This window comes from Bradyrhizobium sp. LB13.1 (assembly GCF_054056815.1).
Window position 1 is genome coordinate 2181172 of record NZ_JBSRYQ010000001.1, and the last position, 16401, is coordinate 2197572.

The 16401-nt window shown below is 65.5% G+C and carries 10 protein-coding genes and 4 pseudogenes; 8 read left to right on the top strand and 6 right to left on the bottom strand.

Features of this window, described 5'->3' with window-relative positions; all coding sequences use genetic code 11:
- Positions 1-201: 201 nt before the first annotated feature.
- From ACVWYI_RS10240 to ACVWYI_RS10255, 4 genes and pseudogenes are all read left to right on the top strand, one after another.
- Positions 202-1365: a PA0069 family radical SAM protein gene (locus tag ACVWYI_RS10240; RefSeq protein ID WP_247340329.1), complete on the top strand. Its 1164-nt coding sequence runs from the start codon at positions 202-204 to the stop codon at positions 1363-1365.
- Between the two features lie 24 nt (positions 1366-1389).
- Entirely contained in the window at positions 1390-1848 is a 459-nt protein-coding gene (locus ACVWYI_RS10245) for a VOC family protein (protein ID WP_456661883.1), read from the top strand.
- A gap of 77 nt (positions 1849-1925) precedes the next feature.
- Positions 1926-2762, top strand: coding sequence for a ribonuclease HII (locus ACVWYI_RS10250; RefSeq protein ID WP_456661884.1), 837 nt, complete (start codon positions 1926-1928; stop codon positions 2760-2762).
- A 98-nt stretch (positions 2763-2860) separates the two neighbouring features.
- Positions 2861-4370: pseudogene (locus ACVWYI_RS10255) on the top strand (glycosyltransferase family 39 protein).
- A gap of 137 nt (positions 4371-4507) precedes the next feature.
- On the opposite strand, the gene ACVWYI_RS10260 reads toward ACVWYI_RS10255, so the two are convergent.
- Complete coding sequence (locus tag ACVWYI_RS10260) at positions 4508-5314, bottom strand: uracil-DNA glycosylase (protein ID WP_247440830.1); 807 nt, start codon at positions 5312-5314, stop codon at positions 4508-4510.
- A gap of 136 nt (positions 5315-5450) precedes the next feature.
- Between ACVWYI_RS10260 and ACVWYI_RS10265 the strand changes: the two are divergent.
- The 3 genes and pseudogenes from ACVWYI_RS10265 to ACVWYI_RS10275 all read left to right on the top strand — a co-directional run bounded on the left by ACVWYI_RS10265 (position 5451) and on the right by ACVWYI_RS10275 (position 10230).
- A pseudogene (locus tag ACVWYI_RS10265) lies at positions 5451-7114 on the top strand (electron transfer flavoprotein-ubiquinone oxidoreductase).
- 338 nt (positions 7115-7452) lie between these two features.
- Entirely contained in the window at positions 7453-9258 is a 1806-nt protein-coding gene (locus ACVWYI_RS10270) for a tetratricopeptide repeat protein (protein ID WP_456661885.1), read from the top strand.
- Positions 9259-9345: 87 nt separating this feature from the next.
- Positions 9346-10230, top strand: coding sequence for a 4-(cytidine 5'-diphospho)-2-C-methyl-D-erythritol kinase (locus ACVWYI_RS10275; protein ID WP_247440836.1), 885 nt, complete (start codon positions 9346-9348; stop codon positions 10228-10230).
- Here the strand turns inward: ACVWYI_RS10275 and ACVWYI_RS10280 are convergent.
- The 4 genes and pseudogenes from ACVWYI_RS10280 to ACVWYI_RS10295 form a co-directional block, all read right to left on the bottom strand.
- Positions 10227-11102, bottom strand: a complete 876-nt coding sequence (locus ACVWYI_RS10280; protein ID WP_456661886.1) for an alpha/beta fold hydrolase — start codon at positions 11100-11102, stop codon at positions 10227-10229. The genes ACVWYI_RS10275 and ACVWYI_RS10280 overlap by 4 nt on opposite strands.
- Positions 11095-11727 carry a LysE family translocator gene (locus tag ACVWYI_RS10285; protein ID WP_456661887.1) on the bottom strand — a complete coding sequence of 211 codons (633 nt, stop codon included), beginning with the start codon at positions 11725-11727 and terminating at the stop codon, positions 11095-11097. Before ACVWYI_RS10285 ends, ACVWYI_RS10280 begins: the two co-directional genes overlap by 8 nt.
- 43 nt (positions 11728-11770) lie before the next feature.
- Positions 11771-13034: pseudogene (gene fabF, locus ACVWYI_RS10290) on the bottom strand (beta-ketoacyl-ACP synthase II).
- 1 nt (position 13035) lies between these two features.
- Positions 13036-13551: a winged helix-turn-helix transcriptional regulator gene (locus tag ACVWYI_RS10295; protein WP_456661888.1), complete on the bottom strand. Its 516-nt coding sequence runs from the start codon at positions 13549-13551 to the stop codon at positions 13036-13038.
- Between the two features lie 126 nt (positions 13552-13677).
- Here ACVWYI_RS10295 and tnpC point away from each other — a divergent pair.
- Positions 13678-15137 (top strand): annotated as a pseudogene (tnpC, locus tag ACVWYI_RS10300) (IS66 family transposase).
- Positions 15138-15308: 171 nt separating this feature from the next.
- On the opposite strand, the gene ACVWYI_RS10305 reads toward tnpC, so the two are convergent.
- Positions 15309-16316 carry a polyprenyl synthetase family protein gene (locus ACVWYI_RS10305; RefSeq protein WP_247440845.1) on the bottom strand — a complete coding sequence of 336 codons (1008 nt, stop codon included), beginning with the start codon at positions 16314-16316 and terminating at the stop codon, positions 15309-15311.
- Positions 16317-16401 lie beyond the last annotated feature (85 nt).

The following is a 16401-nucleotide window of genomic DNA, read 5'->3' on the forward strand; positions in this document are numbered from 1 at the left end:
GACCTTCACCCAGCGATTGTCACCAACATCGATCTGCGGCGATTGATCCCTGACCGGCATCAAACGAAGTCGTCGGAACGGGCGTGTTGCGCGAGGTCAAAGGCGCCCGCCCGAAATTTGGGCGGCTACTGTGCATGGGGTTGTTTTCCAGTTTTTTGTTTGTGTTCTTGATTTGTTCCTTCGACATGCTATCTTGGCTTCATGAGTCCAGCATCCTCTCATGCTCTCAAGCACCCGCCGGTCACGGCGCCCTCCGAGCCGGCGGGTGCGCCTTCTGCTTTCCCTGAGCTTGCGGTCGCCATCGACAAGCAGCGCAGGCGAGGGCGGGGCGCCCAATCCAATGCCAGCGGCCGGTACGAGGCCGAGGCGCGCGTCGCCTTCGACGATGGCTGGCAGAGCCTGGAAGAGCTGCCGCCGTTCAAGACCACCGTCGGCGTCGACACTTCGCGCAAAGTGATCACCCGCAACGATTCTCCCGACATCGGGTTCGATCGCTCGATCAATCCGTATCGCGGCTGCGAGCACGGCTGCGTCTATTGCTTCGCGCGGCCGACCCATGCCTATCTCGGCCTGTCGCCGGGGCTCGACTTCGAATCGAAGCTGTTCGTGAAGCCTGAGGCACCGGCGCTGCTCGAGAAGGAGCTTGCTGCGCCCGGCTACGAGCCGCGGATGATCGCGATCGGCACCAACACCGATCCCTATCAGCCGATCGAGCGCGACCGCAAGATCATGCGCGGCATTCTGGAGGTGCTGGAACGCGCCGGCCATCCCGTCGGCATCGTCACCAAGTCGGCGCTGGTGACCCGCGACATCGACATTCTCGCGCGCATGGCCAAGCGCAACCTCGCCAAGGTCGGGATTTCGGTGACCTCGCTCGATCCGAAGCTCGCGCGCACCATGGAGCCGCGGGCATCGACGCCGCCGAAGCGGCTGGAGGCGCTGAAGCAGCTCTCGGAGGCCGGCATTCCGACCACCGTCATGGTCGCGCCCGTGATCCCCGCGCTGAACGATTCCGAGATCGAGCGCATCCTGGATGCCGCCGCCCATGCCGGCGTCAAGGAAGCTTCATACGTGCTGCTGCGGTTGCCGCTTGAGGTACGCGATCTCTTTCGTGAATGGCTGATGGCGAACTATCCGGACCGTTATCGCCACGTCTTCACGCTGATCCGCGACATGCGCGGCGGCCGCGACTACGACGCGAAATGGGGCGAGCGCATGAAGGGCACCGGCCCGATGGCCTGGACCATCGGCCGCCGCTTCGAGATCGCATGCGACAGGCTCGGGCTGAACAAGCGGCGCTCCAAGCTGACGACGGATCATTTTGCCAAGCCGAAGCGGAACGGCGATCAGCTCAGCCTGTTCTGAGCGACGAAGTGGAAGAGGTGTCGTATGAGTAAGGAATTGCCGCCGCCGCCGGTGCCGCGGCTCACGGTCATCACGCTGGGCGTCAGCGACATCCGCGCCAGCATCGCTTTCTACGACGCGCTTGGTTTCTCGCGCCGGCTGAAGGTAACCGGTGAGGCCGTTGCGTTCTATGACACCGGCGGTCCGGTGCTTGCGCTGTTTCCCTGGGATCAGCTCGCGGCCGACGCCAAATTGCCCGATACTCCGAGGCCATCGACGTTCCGCGGCATGACGCTCGCCTGGAACTGTCGCGCGCGTGAGGAGGTGGACGCGGTGCTGGCATTCGCCCTCAGCAAGGGAGCCGCGCTGCTGAAGGCCGCGCATCGGACCGACTACGGCGGCTATTCCGGCTATTTCGCCGATCCTGACGGCCATCCCTGGGAGGTCGTGGTCGCGCCAGGCATCGAGGTCGGCGAGGACCGGCGGGTGCATCTGGCGGAATAGGGCGGCTGACCTGAATAACGGGAATTGTCCGAGGTTCCCGGTTGCGCAGGCCACGCCGCTTGCGCACGATCTCGGCCATGATTCGGGATCAATCCGCCAAGAAGCCGGCCAAAGGTGCGCCCAAGAAGGCTGCGCCCGGTAACAAGAAAGCTGCGCCTAAAAAATTGGCCAAGGCGCTGGCCGGCGGAAAAAGCGCCATCATCGTTGCCCCAAGCTTCCGCCGCGAGCGCGCGCTGATCAAGCGCGGGATCTGGCCGGTCGCGGGCTGTGATGAGGCCGGCCGCGGGCCGCTGGCCGGTCCTGTGGTGGCGGCTGCGGTGATTCTCGATCCCGACCGCATCCCGCGCGGCATCGACGATTCCAAGCGCCTGACGCCCGAGGCGCGCGAAAAGCTGTTCGACAAGATCTGCGCCACTGCGCAGGTCTCGGTCGCCGTCGCTTCGCGCTCCCGTATCGACCGCGACAACATCCTGCGCGCCTCGCTGTGGGCACTGAAGCGCGCCGTGGTGGCGCTGCCCGAGCAGCCCCGCCACGTCTTCGTCGACGGCCGCGACCGGCTCGATACCGAATGCGACTGCGAGGCCGTGATCGGCGGCGACGGCATCGTCCTGTCGATCGCGGCGGCCTCGATCGTCGCCAAGGTGACGCGGGACCGCCTGATGTGCGCGCTGGCGCAGGACTGCCCCGGCTACGGTTTCGAGCAGCACAAGGGCTACGCCGTTCCCGAGCACCTCGACGCGCTCAACCGCCTCGGCCCCACCGTCCACCACCGCAGCTTCTTTGCCCCCGTCGTCGCCGCCCGCGCCAAGCACATGCCCTGGACGGTTGAGCCGGCGCAGGACCTGTTTGCGGTGACCGAGATCGAGGTGCAGGTGGACACCAGCCTGGAAGTCGACGCGTCGGCAAATCTCTAGACCAGACTCGGTTGCCACGACGCGCAGCGCCCTCTATCAAAACAGTCGTGAGCGAATAGGGCCGGCTGGACGGGTTGGCTGCATCTTTCGGACGTTGCATGCGGTTTACCTCCCTGGTTATCGAGCTCATTCGCGCCCGGCCGCGGCTGATCGTGTGGATCGCCGTGCTGCTCCAGGCCGCGATGTGGCTGTTCGTGGCGCTGGCGTTCTATCGCAGCCCGCCCGGCAGCCTCGCGACGCTGCTGGCCTTCGGCCGCGAATACCAGGTCGGCACTGATTTGGGCCCGCCCTTGCCGGTCTGGCTCGCCGACATCGCCTATCGCGCCGCCGGCGGCCACGTGTTCGGCGTCTACGTCCTGGCCGAGCTCTGCGGGATCGCAACCTTCATTACGCTCTATCATCTGTCCCGCGCCGTGGTCGGCCCCCAGCAGGCGGTGCTGGCCGTGCTGCTGACCATGACGATGCTGGCCTTCTCGTCGCCCGCACTCGACTTCGGCCCCCTTGTGCTGGCGCGGCCGCTCTGGGCACTGCTGCTGCTGCATTCCTGGCAGATCATCGGCCAGCGCCGCGGCAATGCCTGGTTCGCCTGGTCGATCGAGGCCGGCCTCCTGCTGCTGACGACGCCCGCGGCGATCTTCCTTCTGCTGCTGCTTATCGCCTTCGCGCTCGCAACCGCGGGCGGCCGCCGCACGTTGCGCGCATTCGACCCGCTGTTTGCACTGGTGGTCGTCGCCGTGCTGGCATTGCCCTATGCGGTCTGGCTGATGCGCGCCGAGGCGCTCGTTCTGCCGGCTTTGCCTGAGGTCGCCAAGCTCAGTGCCCGCGCGCTGCACGCGGGCTGGCTGCTCGGGGGACTCCTGCTCGGCGCGGCGGCGATCCCGGCGCTGACGATCCTCAACACCAGCCTGTTCGTTCCCAGGAGCGAGGAGGCGCCGATCATCTACCGGCCGCCGGTCGAGCCGCTCGCGCGCAACTTCGTCTATTTCTTCGCGCTGGCGCCGGCGCTCGGCGCGGTGCTGATCTCCGGCCTGCTGGGGCCTCGATGCGGTCGTCGGCGGCGCCGGCGTCGTGCTGGTCATATCGGGGCTTGCCGTGGTCGTGATGGCCGGTGATCTCATCGCGATGCGCCGGGCGAAGATGCTGCGGATGGTGTGGGCCGGCGCCGTCGTGGCGCCCGCAATCGGCGTCGTGCTCGCCGTCCTGTTCCTGCCCTGGACCGGTGCCAACGAGATCGCGACCTCGATGCCGGCGCGGGCGATTTCGGACTTCTTCGACGAAAGCTTTGCCCGCCGCACCAATCATCGCCTGCGCGCGGTCGCCGGCGAGACCCAGCTTGCGAGCCTGATCACGCTGCATTCCGGCCGGCCGCATCTCTTCATCGATGCCGAGCCCGCGCGTACGCCGTGGATGAATCAGGCCAAATTCAGCGAGACCGGCGGCGTCGTGGTCTGGCGCGCCTCCGATACCGCCGGCACCCCACCGCCGGAAATCCTGGCGCGCTTTCCCGGCATCGTCCCGGAAGTGCCGCGCGCCTTCGAATGGCTGGTGACCGGACGCCAGCAGCTCCTGCGTATCGGCTGGGCCATCGTGCGGCCGAAGGGGAGTTAGACTGCGCTCGTGCCCCGGACGCTGCGCAGCACGAAGTGATGCGCCGCAGAGCCGGGGCCCACGTTGCGGCATGCTGGGTCCCGGCTCTGCAAAGCAGCGCTATGGCGCTGCATCGCGTCCGGGACACGAGAGACCGGCTATCCCGCCAGGATCTTCGCAATCGCCCGCAGATCCTGCCAAGCCAGCCTTTTGTACGAAGGCGAGCGCAACAGATAGGCCGGGTGGAAGGTCGGCAGCGCGCGGATGGTGCGGCCACCCGTCTCGTAGTCGAACCAGCGGCCGCGGGTGCGCATGATGCCTTCGCGGGTCGAGAGCAGCGTCTGCGTCGCGGGATTGCCGAGCGTCACCAGCACATCCGGATTCACCAGCTCGATCTGGCGCTGGATGAAGGGCAGGCAGATTTGGGTCTCCTGCGGCGTCGGCGTGCGGTTGCCGGGCGGCCGCCACGGAATCACGTTGGCGATGTAGGCGGTGGTGCGGTTGAGCCCGATCGCGCCGATCATGAGGTCGAGCAGCTTTCCGCTGCGCCCGACGAAGGGCAGCCCCTCGATGTCCTCGTCGCGGCCCGGTGCCTCGCCGACGAACATGATGCGCGCCTGCGGATTGCCGTCGGCGAACACCAACCGCGTCGCCGTGTGTTTTAGCGCGCAGCCGTCAAAACTTTGCATCAACTCGCGTAGCGCCTCCAGCGTCGGCGCGGTGCGCGCAGCCTCGCGCGCCGAGGCGATCGCGATGTCGGGCGCGGGTGCGGTTTCGCCGCGTATCACCGCGGGGGCGGCCACCGGTCGGGGTGCTTCGACCGGAGGTGGCGCGCGTGGGGCCGGAGGTGGGGCATCCAATTCCGCCAGGCGGTCGGTCGGTTCCTCCGCGAGCGCGCAATCGACTCCAGCCTCCAGATAGAAGGCGAGAAGCTCTCGGACGGTGGGTGCGGGTTCTGGGATCATTTGGAAAGTCTGACTGTTAGTTCAGTTTAGGCCGCCTTGTATCCCAGCGAAACGCATTTCCTAGGTTGTCCTACCCGGAAAAATCGGAAACAAGAGGGCGCAATCGACCAAGGACCGTCTCAAGGGCTGAGATCAGATGAGCACCGAAGAACTTCCCGCGCGCGAATCCATGGAATTCGACGTCGTCATCGTCGGCGCCGGCCCCTCGGGCCTGGCCGCGGCGATCCGGTTGAAGCAGATCAATGCCGATCTCAACGTTGTCGTGGTGGAGAAGGGCTCCGAGGTCGGCGCGCATATTCTCTCCGGCGCCGTGATCGATCCGGCCGGGCTCGACAAACTGATCCCGGACTGGCGCGAGGATTCCGACTGCCCGCTGAAGACGCAGGTCAAGGACGACCGCTTCTACTGGATGACGGGCGGCGGCGCGATCAAGCTGCCGAATTTCATGATGCCGCCGCTGATGGACAACCATCATTGCTATAGATCGGCTCGCTCGGCAATGTCTGCCGTTGGCTCGCGCGCAAGGCCGAGGCGCTCGGTGTCGAGATCTATCCGGGCTTTGCCGCCGCCGAGGTGCTCTATGACGAGCAGGGCGCGGTGAAGGGCATCGCCACCGGCGACATGGGCATCGGCCGGGACGGCAAGCCGAAGGACTCCTTCACCCGCGGCATGGAATTGCTCGGCAAGTACACCCTGTTCGCCGAAGGCGCCCGCGGCAGCCTGACCAAGCAGCTGATCGCGAAGTTCGCGCTGGACTCCAACAGCGAACCGTCGAAGTTCGGCATCGGGCTCAAGGAAGTCTGGCAGATCGATCCCGCCAAGCATCAGAAGGGCATGATCCAGCATTCGTTCGGCTGGCCGCTCGACCTGAAGACCGGCGGCGGCTCGTTCCTCTATCACTACGACGACAATCTCGTTGCCGTCGGCTTTGTCGTGCATCTCAACTACGACGATCCGTATCTGTCGCCGTTCGACGAGTTCCAGCGCTTCAAGACGCACCCCTCGATCCGCGGCACCTTCGAGGGCGCCAAGCGGCTCGCCTATGGCGCGCGGGCCATCACCGAGGGCGGCTATCAGTCGGTGCCGAAACTCAGCTTCCCCGGCGGCGCGCTGATCGGCTGCGCGGCCGGCTTCGTCAACGTTCCCCGCATCAAGGGCGTGCACAATGCGATGGGCACAGGCATGCTTGCCGCCGAGCATGTTGCGGCCGCGCTCGCCGCCAATCGCGCCAATGACGAGATCGTCGATTACGAGAACGCCTGGCGCTCTTCCTCGGTCGGCAAGGATTTGTTCCTGGTCCGCAACGTCAAGCCGATGTGGTCGAAATTCGGCACCGTGCTCGGCGTCGCGCTCGGCGGCTTTGACATGTGGTGCAACACGCTGTTCGGCGGTTCGCTGTTCGGAACCCGGCCGCATGCCAAGCCTGATCGCTCGACACTCGATCCGGCCAAGATCCACGCGCCGAAGAACTACCCGAAGCCGGACGGCAAGATTACCTTCGACAAGCTGTCCTCGGTGTTCCTGTCCAATACCAATCATGAGGAGGACCAGCCGGTCCATCTCAAGGTCACGGACATGAATCTTCAGAAGACCTCGGAGCACGACGTGTTCGCGGGTCCTTCGAATCGCTATTGCCCGGCCGGCGTTTATGAATGGGTCGAGGAGGGTTCGAGCCCGCGCTACCAGATCAACGCCCAGAATTGCGTTCACTGCAAAACCTGCGACGTGAAGGACCCCAACGGCAACATCACCTGGGTTCCTCCGGAGGGCGGCGGCGGCCCGAACTACGAGGCGATGTAAGGGGGGTCACCGAGCCAAGACCCTGGTGATCAAGGCCCAATGTGACCGAAGCGACGTGACCCAGGCCCTGTGACGCACGTTCGCGTGAGAACCCGGCTGCGGTTGCGGCCCGTGGCCACGATAAGGCCATACTAGCAGCGTCTTGGGGCGCACTTGACCGGTCACTTGGCCGATTTGGGACGTGCGGCGGGGATCGCCCGGCCCGAATCCTTGCGGTGAAGCGCCAAAAGCGGCATTGTCGGCCCGACGGTTCCGGGTCCCGATGCCACCGGCCGCGTTCGCTTGCGATACGGCCTTTTGCTGCAGACCCAGGCACTACCAACTCAAGGCGAGCCCTGATGCTTTCAAATCGTTTCAACCGCTGGACTGTTGCCGCCATCGCCCTCATGGGCACAGCGATCGCGACGATCCCCGGCGCGGTCCTGGCGCAGACGCCGGATCATCCGTCCGACACGGCGGTGCAGTTTCCGACCCGAAACGATCTGAAGGCGCTCACCACCTCCGGCAGCTATCTCGCCGCCCGCCACGCCAGCGTCGAGCGCGACGCGGCCTCCGCCGCCGCGTTCTACCGCTCCGCTCTGCGCACCGACCCGAAGAACAACGAGCTGCTCGACCGCGCCTTCATCTCGTCGGTCGCCGACGGTGACATCGACGAAGCCGTCAAGCTCGCCGAGCGCATCCTCACCATCGACAAGACCAACCGCGTCGCGCGCCTCGTCGTCGGCGTGCACGATCTCAAGTTCAAGAAGTACGCGACCGCGCAGACCAACATCAACCAGTCGATCCGCGGTCCGATCACCGATCTCGTCGCCACGCTGCTGTCGGGCTGGGCCGCCTATGGTGCGGGCGATGCCAAGGGCGGTGTCGCGACCATCGACAAGCTGGCCGGTCCGGAATGGTATCCGCTCTTCAAGGACCTCCACGCCGGCATGATCCTCGAGCTCTCCGGCAAGGAGAAGGACGCCGGCACCCGGTTCGAGCGCGCCTACAAACTGGACGATTCCATGCTGCGTGTCACCGAGGCCTATGCGCGCTGGCTGTCGCGCAACAAGGACTCGGCCGCCGCGACCACCGTCTACCAGGCGTTCGACAAGAAGCTCGCCCGCCATCCGCTGATCGTGGAAGGCCTGCGCGAGACCAAGGCCGGCAAGAAGATGCCGCCGCTGGCCGATTCCGCGCAAGCCGGCGCCGCCGAAGCGCTCTACGGCATTGGCGCCACGCTGACCCGCCGCGGCGGCGAGGATCTGGCGCTGGTCTATCTCCAGCTCTCGCTCTACCTCCAGCCCAGCCATCCCCTGGCGCTGCTCTCGCTCGCCGATCTCTATGAATCGGTGAAGCGGCCGCAGATGGCGATCAAGGTCTATGAGCGGGTGCCGTCGTCCTCGCCGCTCAAGCGCAACGCACAGATCCAGCTCGCTATCGATCTGGATTCCGCCGACCGCACCGACGAGGCGATCAAGATCCTCAAGGGTGTCACCACTGAGGATTCCAAGGATCTCGAAGCCGTCATGGCGCTCGGCAACATCGAGCGCGGCCGCAAGAAGTTCGGCGAATGCAGCGCGACTTATTCGCAAGGCGTCGACGTGCTGCCGGCCGGCAACGACAAGGCCAACAGCGTCTGGTACTATTATCGCGGCATCTGCGAGGAGCGCTCCAAGCAGTGGGGCAAGGCCGAAGCCGACATGAAGAAGGCGCTCGAGCTGCAGCCCGACCAGCCGCACGTCCTCAACTATCTCGGCTATTCCTGGATCGACCAGGGCGTCAATCTCGACGAAGGCATGAAGATGATCAAGCGGGCGGTCGAGCAGCGCCCAGACGACGGCTACATCGTCGACTCCCTCGGCTGGGCCTATTACCGCATCGGCAATTACGAGGACGCGGTGAAGAACCTCGAGCGCGCGATCGACCTCAAGCCCGAGGATCCCACCATTAACGACCACCTTGGCGACGCCTATTGGCGCGTCGGCCGCACGCTGGAAGCCAAGTTCCAGTGGGCGCACGCCCGCGATCTCAAGCCCGAGGCGGATGAGCTTCCGAAGATCGAAGCCAAGATCGCAAACGGTATGACCGACGACAATTCGAACTCCTCGGCTGCGCAGGCGGAGAAGGAGAAGAAGAAGGACGACGGCAAGGGCGGCGGCTGAGCTGAGCGCATGGTCCGGAAAAGTGTGTAGCGGCTTTCACGGCAAGATCATGCGAAGGAAAAACTAAGTTCTGGGGGCGTGTCGCCAATGCCGGCGTTCATTGAAGAAGGGCGCGCGAAGGTCAATTTGAGCCTTCGCGTGGTCGGCCGTCGTGCCGACGGCTACCATGATCTCGAAAGCGTCGTCGCGTTTGCCGACTGCGCCGACCGGCTGACGTTGGAGCCCGGCGGCGAGTTGAAGCTCACCACCACGGGGCCGCTCGCGGCGGCCTGCGGTGATATGGCCGACAACCTTGTGTTCAAGGCGGCCAAGCTCCTGGCCGACGCCGTGCCGAACCTGAAGCTGGGCGCCTTCGCGCTCGACAAGGTGCTCCCGGTCGCGGCCGGCATTGGCGGCGGCTCGGCCGACGCCGCGGCGGCGCTGCGGTTGCTGGCACGTCTCAACAATCTGTCGCTCGACGATCCGCGGCTCCAGAAGGTCGCGCTTGCGACCGGCGCCGACGTGCCGGTGTGCCTGTTCTCGCGCGCCTGCGACGTGACCGGTGTCGGCGAGCAGCTGCTGCCCTTGATGCTGCCGAGCATGCCCTGCGTGATGGTCAATCCGCGCGTGCCGGTCGCGACCAAGGATGTGTTCCAGGCGCTGGGCCTGCGCAACGGCGAACTCCTGGTCGGCGCCACCTCCGTCTTCGACGCCCCGGCCTGGCCGGACGAGGGCGCCTCCATTGCCGATTGGGTCGATACTCTCGAGACCGTCGCCAACGATCTCGAAGCGCCGGCGATGCGCATCGAGCCCGTGATCGGCGACGTGCTGGAAGCCTTGCGTGACTCCGCCGGCGTCAAGCTCGCCCGCATGTCCGGCTCGGGTGCGACGTGTTTTGCGATCTATGGCGCGTCCACTGATGCGCATACCGCCGCCGAGAAGATCCGCAGGGATCATTCCCGCTGGTGGGTGCACGCGGGGACATTGAGCTAGGCCAGCCCGAGAAACTTTCGAATCTCACCCGACACCTCTTGCGGCTTGTCATGCTGCAGCCAGTGTCCGGCCTCGGCGATGGTCACGACGCGCGCCTGCGGGAAGTAGCGCTCCAGGCCTGCGGCCCTGGCGCCCGCGAGAAAGCTTTCGCCGGCATTCAAGAGCAGCGTCGGGCAGGTGATGCGCGACCACAGCGCGACGTGGTCGTCCGGCCAGAGCCGGTGCGGCGCAGAGGCGCGCTGATAGGGATCGAACTTCCAGCTATAGGTGCCGTCGTCGTTCTGCCGCGCGCCGTGGGTGGCAAGATGCAGCGCGAGGTCGCGGGACAGCCGCTTGTTGTGAAGCACCATCTGCGCGGCCGCATCCTCAAGGGTCGAATAGCGGCGTGGTGTGCGGTCGTGCAGTCTGTCAAGCTGGCCGACCCATTTGCTGATGCGCTCATGCGTCGGTGACTTCGGTGTATCCGGCAGCATGGTCACACCGTCGAGCACGACCAGCTTCGAGACCAGTTCGGGGAATGATCCTGAAAAAATCAGGCTCACCATGCCGCCCATCGAATGGCCGACGAGAGTGACTTGGCGCGCGGCGATGCTGCGGACGAGTTGGGTGAGATCGTACACATATTCGGTCAGCGCGTAGCTGCCGCCCTTGGCCCATTCGGAATCGCCGTGCCCGCGCAGGTCGGGCGCGAGCACGTGAAAATGCGGCTGCAGCGACCGGGCGATGACGTCCCAGCTCCGGCAGTGATCGCGGCCGCCGTGAACCAGGACGGCTACGGGCGCGTCGTCGTTGCCCCAGTCGGCATAATGCAGCCGCAGGCCGTGCGACTCATAGAATCGGCTTTGCGGGGCGAGCGTCGTGGAGCTATCCATTCACGGGCCGCCGCGCCAGTGCGAGCGACAGGCCGAGGCCCGCGATGAAGACGCCCGAGCCTTGGGTGAGACGTCGCATCAGCTGCGGCCTTCCGATCAACTGCGTGCGTGTCGCGGAGGCCATCAGCACCACCACGATATCGGCGAGCGTGTTCAGCGTCACCGAGATCGCGCCGAGCACGATGAATTGCAGCGTCGGGTTCGATCCCGCCGGGTCAAGGAACTGCGGAATGAAGGCGAGGAAGAACGCGGCGGTCTTCGGGTTCAGCGCCTCGACCAGCACGCCGTCGCGAAAGGCGCGCTTGTCGCCGACGGGCTCGCTGTCGAATGACAGCGCGCGGCTGGCGCTGCGGAAAGTCCTGATGCCGAGCCAGACCAGATAGAGTGCGCCGACTAATTTCACGGCGGCAAACAGCTGGGCGCTGGCAAGGATGATCGCGGAGATGCCGAGGCTGCCCGCGACCACATGAACCAGCCCGCCGAGCGCGGTGCCCGCGGTCGATGCAAAACCGCTAGCGCGCCCTTCCGACATGGTCCGTGCCGCGACGTAGAAAATGCCGGGGCCGGGAACGGCGGCGATGAGGAAAGCTGCGGCCAGGAATAGCCAGAAATTCGTTTCGATCATCCTGTTTCGTAGCGCAGCTTGCCGCGATTGCAAGCCCTCTTGCCTAGCCGATCCGGCGGAAGATCACGCTGGCATTCACCCCGCCGAAGCCGAACCCGTTGGAGATGGCGTTGAGCATCGGCATCGGCCGGGCCGCGCCGGCGACGATGTCGATGCCGTCCGCACCCGGATCAGGGTTTTCGAGATTGAGCGTCGGCGGCGCGATCTGGTCGCGCAGGGCGAGGATGGTGAAGATCGCCTCGAGCCCTCCGGCGGCGCCGAGCAGATGGCCGGTGGCCGATTTGGTCGCGCTCACGGCAATGCCGCGGTGACGGCCGAACAGCGCGGCAATCGCGCCAAGCTCGCTCTCGTCGCCGGCCGGCGTCGACGTCGCGTGCGCGTTCAGGTGCTGCAAGTCCGCGGGCGCAAGCTTCGCCTGTCGGAGCGCGATCTCCATCGCGCGCCGGGCGCCGTCGCCATCAGGCGGACCCGACGTCATGTGATAGGCGTCCGCGGTCGTGCCGTATCCGACGATCTCCGCGATCGGCGTCGCGTCGCGCGCCAATGCATGCTCCAGCTCCTCGATCACCAGGATGCCGGCGCCTTCGCCCATGACAAAACCGTCGCGGTCGCGATCGAACGGGCGCGAGGCGCGTGCGGGCTCGTCGTTGAAGGAGCTCGACAGCGCGCGGGCCGCAGCAAAGCCGCCGAGGCTGACGATGTCGATGCAGGCCTCCGCGCCGCCGCAGATCGCCACATCAATTTCGCCCGCGCGGATCATGCGCGCAGCGTCGCCGATCGCCTGAACGCCGGCGGCGCACGCCGTGACCGGTGTGCCCAGCGCACCCTTGTAGCCGTATTTGATCGAGACGTGGCCGGCCGCGAGATTGGCGAGGAAGGAGGGAATCGTGAACGGCGACAGCCGGCGCGGGCCGCGCTGTTCGGTGATGCGCACCGCCTCCGCCATCGCCGGAAAGCCGCCGACACCGGAGGCGATGATCGTCGCGGTTCGTTCCAGTGCGGTCGCATCCTGCGGCGTCCATTTGGACTGCGCGACCGCTTCCGCGGTGGCGAGCAGCGCGAACAGGATTAAACCGGTCCATCTTGCGCTGGTCTTTCGGCGCGGCGGCCTGCGCAGGATCGAAGCCGCCGTCCGCGTCATCGGCCTTGTCGGGCACGAGGCCGGCAATGCGCGCGGGCAGCGCCAGCGACCATTCGGGCAGCGGGCGCAGCCCGCTTTGACCGGCCAGCAGCCGGCGCCAGGACAGTTCGACACCGCAGCCAAGCGGCGACACCGCGCCCATCCCCGTCACGACGATACGACGCATGTCAGTCTCCAGCCGGCGCGACGGCCGGGTTCATGGCTTTGAGCGAGGTCAGCCGTTTGCGCATGACACCGCTGGCGCGGGGGCCGGCGATGATGACCGCATTGGCGAGCGTGATCTGCCGCATGTCGGCGGCATCGACCACGACCGGATCGAACGGACGACTATCGTCGCGGTTCGCCAGCAAAATGGATTCGCCTTTCGGCGTGAGATGCTTGTTGCCCCAGGCGAGCAGCGCGACGATCACGGGAAAGAAATCCCGCGCCTTGTCCGTCAGCACATATTCGTAACGCGGCGGCCGCTCGTGATAGCGGCGGCGGACGAACATGCCGCTTTCGGTGAGATGGGCCAACCGTCGCGACAGGATGTTTGGCGCGATGCCGAGGCTTTGCGAAAATTCGTCGAACTTCGTCGCGCCCTGGAACGCGTCCCGCAGGATCAAGATGCTCCACCATTCGCCGACCGTCTCCACGGCGCGGCCGACCGGGCATTCCAGGATGGAGGGGGATTTGGGCTGCATAGGGGGAAAGTAGGAGTGTAGCTTGCGAAATGCAAGTTACTCGTCATTGCGAGCGCAGCGGTAACTGCCCAGGTGGCCGTTTGTATTCTCTTGACTGACCACATGTGTTTGTGAGTCAAGGTATGGGTGACGCCGCCAAATTCCTCATTGTCTGTGGATGCCCTGCTGGCCCTGATTGGGGAGTTGCAGGAGCGCAACCTGATGTTGGAGCAGCAGAACGCATTGCTGACGGTGCGTGTGGCCGATCTGGAGCGTCGGCTTGGTCTGGATAGCTCCAATAGCAGCAAGCCGCCTTCGAGCGATGGACCGGGCCAGGCTTCTCGCCGGACACAGAGCCTGCGTGAGCGAGGGTTGAAGAAGCCCGGCGGCCAGCCCGGCCATGCAGGCAAACACTTGAAGCGGTCCGAACGGGTCGATCATACGATCATGCATTGCCCTGTTAGATGCGGGCGCTGCCGAATGGCGCTGGAGGGTGAACTGCTGGAACTTGTCGGCAGCCGTCAGGTGTTCGATCTGCCGGCGCCGGCGCCGCTGCTCGTCACGGAGCATCAGCTCTATCGTTGCAAATGCAGCGGCTGTGGCGCGGTCACGACAGGATCGTTTCCACCCGAGGTAAGGGCGCCGGCGCAATATGGCGTCCGGTTGGCCGCTGTGGTGACCTATCTGTCGGCGGGACAGTTTCTGCCTGAAGATCGGCTCGGGCAAATCCTCTCCGATCTGTTTGGCGTGACCATCTCGGCCGGCACGATCGGACAAATGATCGCCCGGGCTGCCAGCCGGACGCAGGATTTCGCTGCGGCAGTCTGCGAGCAAATCCGCCGGGCACCGGTCAAGCATTTGGATGAGACCGGGTTTTGGGTGGGCGCCACGCCGCAATGGCTGCATGTCGCGGGCACCGCCGGGATCAATGGGCTGGTGCATTATCGCGTCTCACCCAGGCGCGGCGAGGTGCTGACGCAAGCGGCGCATATCGTTGTGCACGACCATTGGACATCCTATTTTCTTTTCAGATGTCCGGTGTCACGCATGCGCTGTGCAATGCGCATCACCTGCGCGAGTTGACGGCGCTGGTGGACATCGATGGCGAGGCCTGGGCCCGGCGCATGCGCGGGTTGCTCCGCTGCCTGTGCCACGAGGTCAATCTGGCGTCAGAGCATCCAACCGACCAGACAGGCGCGCTGCGTCCCAACAGAATCCGCGCCGCCGAGCGACTTTATGACCGCATTATCCGCGCCGGTATCGCCTGGCACGAGGCGCTACCCGCGCTGCCTCGCGACATCAAGCGCGGGCGGATCAGACGGCGCACGGGCCATAATCTCCTGTTGCGCCTCAAGTTACATAAAGCGGCGGTGCTGCTGTTCCTGCACAACTCGGCGGTGCCGTTTACCAACAACGAGGCCGAGCGCGATGCTCGGATGATGAAATTGCGGCAGAAGATCTCTGCCGGCTTCCGCACCTCACAAGGCGCAGACAATTTCGCCACGCTTCGCACCCTGATCGGTACCGCTCGAAAGCGCGGATGGAACATGCTCGAAACATTGTCCCGATGCCCCACACAACTCATCCACAAACTCAGCGTCGCCTAACCGAGCAAACGGACCTGGGCAGTTACGCGCAGCGAAGCAATCCAGCGTCTTTCCGCGGAGGCAGACGGGATTTCTTCGCTGCGCTCGCAATGACGATTGTTGATGCAGTCGGGCGCTGTCTCACCGACCTTCGCCGGCAAGACACCGAAATGTGCGGGTAGCGTGCGGGCCCTAATGCGACCGTGCCAGACAGAACGCCACGACCTGCTCCAGTGCGCTCTTCATCGGCGAGGACGGGAACAGCGCCAGCGCGTCCACGGCCATGGCGCCGTAGTGCTGGGCGCGGCTCCGCGTGTCTTCGAGCGCGCGGTGCTTGTTCATCAACCCGATGGCGTGGTCGAGGTCGGTGTCGCCGATCTCGCCGCGCTCGAGCGCGCGGATCCAGAAGGCGCGCTCGGTGTCGTTGCCGCGGCGGAAGGCGAGCACGACTGGCAGCGTGATCTTGCCCTCGCGAAAATCGTCGCCGGTGTTCTTGCCGAGTTTTGCGCTCTTGCCGCCATAGTCGAGCACGTCGTCGACCAGCTGGAAAGCGATGCCGAGATTCATGCCGACTGATCGGCAGGCGGTCTGTTCCGCCTTGGGGCGGTTGGCGATGACAGGGCCGACCTCGCAGGCAGCGGCGAACAGCTCGGCGGTCTTGCCGCGGATCACGGCGAGATATTCGTCTTCGGTGGTCGCGGTGTTCTTGGCGGCGGCAAGCTGCATCACCTCGCCCTCGGCGATGGTCGCGGCGGCCGCGGAGAGGATGTCGAGCGCGCGGAGCGAGCCGACCTCGACCATCATGCGAAAAGCCTGGCCGAGCAGGAAGTCGCCGACCAGCACGCTCGCTTCGTTGCCCCAGAGCATCCGCGCCGACAGCTTGCCGCGGCGCATCTCGCTCTCGTCGACGACGTCGTCGTGCAGGAGCGTGGCGGTATGCATGAACTCGACGGAGGCGGCGAGCTTGATATGGCCGTCGCCGGCGTAGCCGGCGAGGTTGGCCATGGCGAGCGTCAGCATCGGCCGCAGGCGCTTGCCCCCGGAGGAGATCAAATGGTTGGCGACCTCGGGGATCATGGTCACGTCCGAACCGGTCCGCGACAGGATCGTGGCGTTGACGCGCTCCATGTCACCGGCGACAAGGACAACCAGCTCTTCGATCGACGCGCCGGGAGTTTCGAAAGGTACGATGACGGCCACGCCGGTCTCCAATATTTGCCCCGGAAGGGCTATTCTGATCGAAAGACAATAGAAACTGGACGGGGATGCGGCAAGGGCCCGTGGA